The sequence below is a fragment of the uncultured Microbulbifer sp. genome (assembly GCF_947489355.1).
In the GTDB taxonomy this organism is placed as follows: Bacteria; Pseudomonadota; Gammaproteobacteria; order Pseudomonadales; family Cellvibrionaceae; genus Microbulbifer.
Window position 1 is genome coordinate 1 of sequence record NZ_CANLDD010000108.1, and the last position, 4834, is coordinate 4834.

Sequence of the window (4834 nt, forward strand, 5' to 3'; positions counted from 1 at the left end):
TCAACGGAGCCTAAACGGTTTGTAAACGCCGACCTCAGCCAGGAACAGATTGAACTGGCCAACCAAATTTGCGCCGGTAAGTTCGGCACCCGGCCCGTGTTGCGCAACATTATTAAGTACATTCGCGGTGGATACCCAGCCGCAAAACCCGTTTTCGATGCCTTGGAACAGGCTGGAGAAATCACCCGGAACGGCCAGAGGTTTTGTTTAGCTGGTCGCCAATAGGATAATCAATAGGCGCGGCTCTGATCGCGCAATCGTTTACAGGATAGAACGATGAGCGAAATATTAACCGATGCCCAATTGCACAGGTTGACTGGCACTAAATCTCCCGATGCACAGAAGCAGGTACTGAAAGAAAACCAGATTCCCTATGTGCGCCGGAAAGATGGTAAGCCTGCCGTGACCTGGGAAATGGTAAATCAATCGAAATTGGCCTTACAGCCTAATCAAGCTCCCCCTCCTCTTGGATTCAATCTAGAGGCTGTAATCTAATGGGGAGGCGCCGTAGACCCGAAAATAACTGGATGCCTCCCCATGTAGAACGCTACAAAGACGGCTATCGTGTAAATCATCGTGGGCGCCCAACAAAGCACTTGGCAAAACACGATGCAAGTAGGTCGGAGGTTTGGAGTGCTTACGAACGTTATCAAGCGGGGCTAGATCAAAAAACGTTCACATTAGCGGACCTGATAGATCTATATTTTGCATCGCCCCAGTACACGAGGCTCATCAAACCTCAAACACAGAAAGACTACCTACGTTACAGCCAGCGTATCCGCAAAGTTTTCGGGGAAATGCAGCCCGATACGATCACATCGCCACTTGTTCAGATGTTTGTGGACGCCCGAGGTGCCGAGCACCCTGCTGCAACCAATCGTGAGCGAACGTTCCTTGGCATTATTATGAAATGGGGTAAGGCGCGAGGATTTGTCAATATTGAAGACCCTACAGCGGTAATCAAAACACTAAAGGAGGGGCCTGGTGGACGCTATGTTGAGGACTGGGAATACCAGGCATTCTGGCAATGGCTAGGCGAACAGGGCCACATCATGCACCAGTGCGCCATGGAGATTAGTTACCTATGCGCCGCCCGCCAGCAAGATGTGCTTGCTCTGACCCAGGCTGATATTCAGGAGGATGGCCTTCTGGTTATCCAAGCAAAGACAGGTAAGGCCCAGGTGAAACTGTGGAGCCCTGCCTTGCGGGAGGTGGTAGATCGCGCACTGAGCACCAACACTGTTGCACAAATGCAGACCACTCATCTGATCCGCAGTCGCTCCGGGCGCGCCTACACTCGAACCGGGTTCAACTCAGTGTGGCTTAGGGAGCAGCGTGCCGCCCTGGCAGCCGGCGCCATCAAAGCACGGTTCCGCTTTCATGACCTGAAGATCAAGGCTGTTAGTGACTTCGACGGGGATGTACAGAAGTTCAGTGGCCACAAAACTCGCAGCATGGCGGAACGTTACAATCGTACTCCTGACCGGGTGGTTTCACTAAACAATCCAAGTTCGAAGAAGCGGGATTGATACTGGATAGATATCCAATTTAGTTGTCAGAAAAAAGCGATTGTGTACGAAATTACCACACTGAATTACCACACTGGTGCCAAAAACAAAAAACCCTCCAAAGGGGAGGGTCTTTAAGTGCCTGATTTTACAGGCTTATTTGGGGTGGCCGACGGGGATTGAACCCGCGACCTCAGGAGCCACAAGCAGGAACTATTTCCTTATAAAACAAGCATTTAAAATAATTTATGTACTAATCCTTGGTTATACATACAGTATTTTTCGTACTGGATTTAGATACATTCGCAATTTTTCGTACACGCCCCTTTTGATGATCAATCAAGAGAAAACCTCTATCACATCAGAATACATCCTACTGCTCCTCGCTGAGTAAAAATCAATAATCAAGAAGTGCCTTCTTTTAGGGCCATCTAATCAAAGTTAATCCAGTTTTTAAGGTTTAAAGAACCGTTGTATATTTTCGACCAATTCTTACTAGGGTAGAAAACATTACAAGGAGTTTGTTGTGCCAATAGACTATCTTTTTGACTATCACCCATATCATGGTGGCAAAAACCCAAAGCATATTGGAGCGAGCGTACAATTACTTAAGTTCAAAAATGGTGACCCTCAAGCTATACAGTTCTTCACTAGCCATGTGGAGGCCAAGTTGAAAGCAACAATACCTTCAGGCACGGGCTTCAGTGTCGCAACGGTGCCATCCTCAACCGTCGGTAAGGCTCACAGGGGGTTTGGCCCAATGATCAGACTTCTAAAAGGGAGCATTCCCGAAATCAACAACGATGTAAACTTACTCAAGAGAATATCGTGCATTACTCCTCTCCATAAAGGAGGAAATCGCACAATGAGCGTTCATCAAAAATCTCTTAAGGCTGTTGACTCTATAGTAACTGCTCAAAAAGTGGTATTATTAGACGATGTGACTACCACCGGAAATTCACTACAAGTGGCTGCAGGACTACTCCAGCAAGCTGGTGCAGATGTAGTTTTAACCCTGGCTCTCTGCAAGACGGTTTGAAATGGAAATAGTTGAAATTCAACGTGGCAATCCAACGTACCCCATCGCTCTGGAAGGTGCTCCCAACCCACCAGCCATCCTGTATGCTCGCGGAAATGTCGATCTGCTATGTAGACCAGGCGTAGCTGTAGTCGGGTCTCGCGATGCTTCCCAAAATGGGCTGGAGATTGCACGGAGAATCGCCGGTTACATAGTTTCCAAAGGTAATGTAGTTGTAAGTGGACTTGCATTAGGGATTGATGCAGCAGCCCATGAGGGTGCCTTGGCGGCTGGAGGAGACACTATCGCTGTACTAGCCCATGGCTTGCATACGGCAAACCCGCGAGCTAACTATAAGCTGGCGATAAGGATACTTGAGGCTGGTGGCCTCTGGGTATCAGAACACCCAGAAGGTGTATCACCCCAGAGACACTTCTTTGTTGCCAGAAACAGGATACAGGTAGGACTGTCTCAGTCCTCTGTCATCGTGGAGTCTGCAGCGTCAAGTGGAACTATGAAGCATGTGGATTTTTGCCTCCAGGCCCGGCACCGTCTATTTGCTGTTGCCCCTCACAACCCGGAGAACTCTCTAGGCCTAAACTGTCAAGGCCCAATGAAGCTCATTAATGAAGGGAAAGCAACAGCTCTAAGAACCAAGGCAGACTACGATCGCTTAGAACTGTGATGACTCTACTCTTTCAGAAGGATCAGTATCTGTGCTGACTCTTCCGCAGAGAATTTCAGCCCATACTTCTCTACTACTGCCATAAAGCGCTGAACATAAACTGACTGCACTGGCTTATAAGGTGGCATCCATTCATCAGGCCCCTTGTCTCCTTTACTCTGATTCCGTCCATCATCAACAAGCCATAGGTTCTCTGGGTCTTCTGCAAACTGCCGCTTCAACTCTACAGTCCAATCGGCGCCACCGTGCCCATGCGCCCATGAAAGCGGGACGATATGTTCAACATCCAGGTCAGACGCCAGGGTGAAGAAGTGGCCGGTGTAGGGATCTAGCCACAGGCCAGCATTAACTGTGCAGCTCTTGGCGTTAGTGAAGGTCACCGGGGCCAGGGAGAACTGGATCAGCAGCTCATGACGGGTGCTCTGGCAGTCACCATCAGAGTCAGACCAGCGGGGGAGCCACTCGTGGCGGTCGTAATCTTTGTTGCTGTTGGCCTCAACTTCCAGGCAACCGGACAAAACAGTGGATAGGATGATAGGCAGAATCAGGCGCATGACGAACCCTCTCTATTATTTTGAGGGATCGTACATGAAGTGGGGAGTGGGAACAAATACAGACAACTTCGCGAATTGCCTGATATTGCTAAGTGATGACTACCGTACCGCACTCAGATACGCCCTATCACTTTACCAACTATACTGCTATCAGGAACAAAGCCAAAAGATCTTGAATCCAGGCTATTACATCGGTTATCGCCAAGAATAAATAGATAACCCTCTGGCACTATAGTCTCTGGGAATTCACTGAACTGGCAGACTAGCACCTCATCATTTATATAATTTTCTTCCAGCTCTACTCCATTAAGTGTAACTAAAGATTGACTAACTGAGATTTTGTCTCCTGATGCCCCCATCACTCTTCCAAGCAATGAACGATCTGTATGCGGCGGTCGATAAACGATCATTTCGCCACTTTTAGGCTCTGAAAAAATATAAGAAAACGTACTTACAAAAATATAGCCATCTTTTTTTACTGTCGGGTGCATTGACGCGGATGGTATATGATAAAACATAAATCCTAGCACCCTTGCCCTAAGGTCATATGTGTTTGTGTTTGATGGATTCCAAAAATATATAACCAATAGTATCAGCCAAAATGCGCCTAATATTTTCAGAGTTTTCATTATGCTTTTCTCACTAAGAAGTTAATTCAATAGCAACTTCTATATTTTACTTTTTTTTATTTGCAAGATTCAACAAAAGCTAAATCCCGCTGATATAGAGCTATACAAGTTTATATATTGTTCTTTCACTCCCCAATCACCACCCGCAGGTTCACCGTGCGCTGGATGCACTCCATACGCCAGGCCCCTTTATTGACCTCTTCGTTCTCCGTGCCCTCAGCAACAGCGGAGGCCTGCAGGGTTTCCACCTTGCCCGGGGTTTGCCAGGGCGTGCCGGCGGCATTGTTGCGCAGCTGGTTGTCCGTGGTGACGAAGGCACCGATCATCTTGTAGGCAAACTGGTCGGGGCTGCCGTCCTGGTCTAGATCAATGGGGTTGCGTACCTGTGCGATGCGCACAATATCACCAACATAGATGCCGCTGGTCAGTTCGTAAAAGTG

The 4834-nt window shown here is 48.0% G+C and carries 8 protein-coding genes; 5 read left to right on the forward strand and 3 right to left on the reverse strand.

Features of this window, described 5'->3' with window-relative positions:
• The 5 genes from Q1A48_RS20570 to Q1A48_RS20590 form a co-directional block, all read left to right on the forward strand.
• The coding region (locus Q1A48_RS20570) for a hypothetical protein (RefSeq protein ID WP_299948624.1) at positions 1–225 on the forward strand (225 nt) is incomplete at its 5' end.
• Positions 226–276: 51 nt separating this feature from the next.
• The gene (locus tag Q1A48_RS20575; protein ID WP_299948625.1) at positions 277–495 is read left to right on the forward strand and encodes a DUF4224 domain-containing protein; all 219 of its coding nucleotides are present in this window, start codon (positions 277–279) and stop codon (positions 493–495) included.
• Positions 496–905: 410 nt separating this feature from the next.
• Positions 906–1529 carry a tyrosine-type recombinase/integrase gene (locus Q1A48_RS20580; RefSeq protein ID WP_299948627.1) on the forward strand — a complete coding sequence of 208 codons (624 nt, stop codon included), beginning with the start codon at positions 906–908 and terminating at the stop codon, positions 1527–1529.
• A gap of 505 nt (positions 1530–2034) precedes the next feature.
• On the forward strand, positions 2035–2547 hold the full coding sequence (locus Q1A48_RS20585) for a hypothetical protein (RefSeq protein ID WP_299948629.1): 513 nt from the start codon (positions 2035–2037) through the stop codon (positions 2545–2547).
• A 1-nt stretch (position 2548) separates the two neighbouring features.
• Positions 2549–3211, forward strand: coding sequence for a DNA-processing protein DprA (locus tag Q1A48_RS20590; RefSeq protein WP_299948631.1), 663 nt, complete (start codon positions 2549–2551; stop codon positions 3209–3211).
• A gap of 5 nt (positions 3212–3216) precedes the next feature.
• On the opposite strand, the gene Q1A48_RS20595 is transcribed toward Q1A48_RS20590, so the two are convergent.
• The 3 genes from Q1A48_RS20595 to Q1A48_RS20605 all read right to left on the reverse strand — a co-directional run.
• Positions 3217–3765: an HNH endonuclease family protein gene (locus Q1A48_RS20595; protein ID WP_299948633.1), complete on the reverse strand. Its 549-nt coding sequence runs from the start codon at positions 3763–3765 to the stop codon at positions 3217–3219.
• A 113-nt stretch (positions 3766–3878) separates the two neighbouring features.
• The gene (gene lepB, locus Q1A48_RS20600; protein WP_299948635.1) at positions 3879–4394 is read right to left on the reverse strand and encodes a signal peptidase I; all 516 of its coding nucleotides are present in this window, start codon (positions 4392–4394) and stop codon (positions 3879–3881) included.
• A gap of 125 nt (positions 4395–4519) precedes the next feature.
• A partial coding sequence (locus Q1A48_RS20605) for a hypothetical protein (protein ID WP_299948637.1) occupies positions 4520–4834 on the reverse strand: 315 nt, incomplete at its 5' end.

Excerpts from the sequence above, each read along its gene's own strand:
- lepB (WP_299948635.1), bottom strand. The coding sequence starts at position 4,394 with ATGAAAACTCTGAAAATATTAGGCGCATTTTGGCTGATACTATTGGTT.
- Q1A48_RS20595 (WP_299948633.1), bottom strand. The coding sequence starts at position 3,765 with ATGCGCCTGATTCTGCCTATCATCCTATCCACTGTTTTGTCCGGTTGC.
- Q1A48_RS20580 (WP_299948627.1), top strand. The coding sequence starts at position 906 with ATGAAATGGGGTAAGGCGCGAGGATTTGTCAATATTGAAGACCCTACA.
- Q1A48_RS20590 (WP_299948631.1), top strand. The coding sequence starts at position 2,549 with ATGGAAATAGTTGAAATTCAACGTGGCAATCCAACGTACCCCATCGCT.
- Q1A48_RS20575 (WP_299948625.1), top strand. The coding sequence starts at position 277 with ATGAGCGAAATATTAACCGATGCCCAATTGCACAGGTTGACTGGCACT.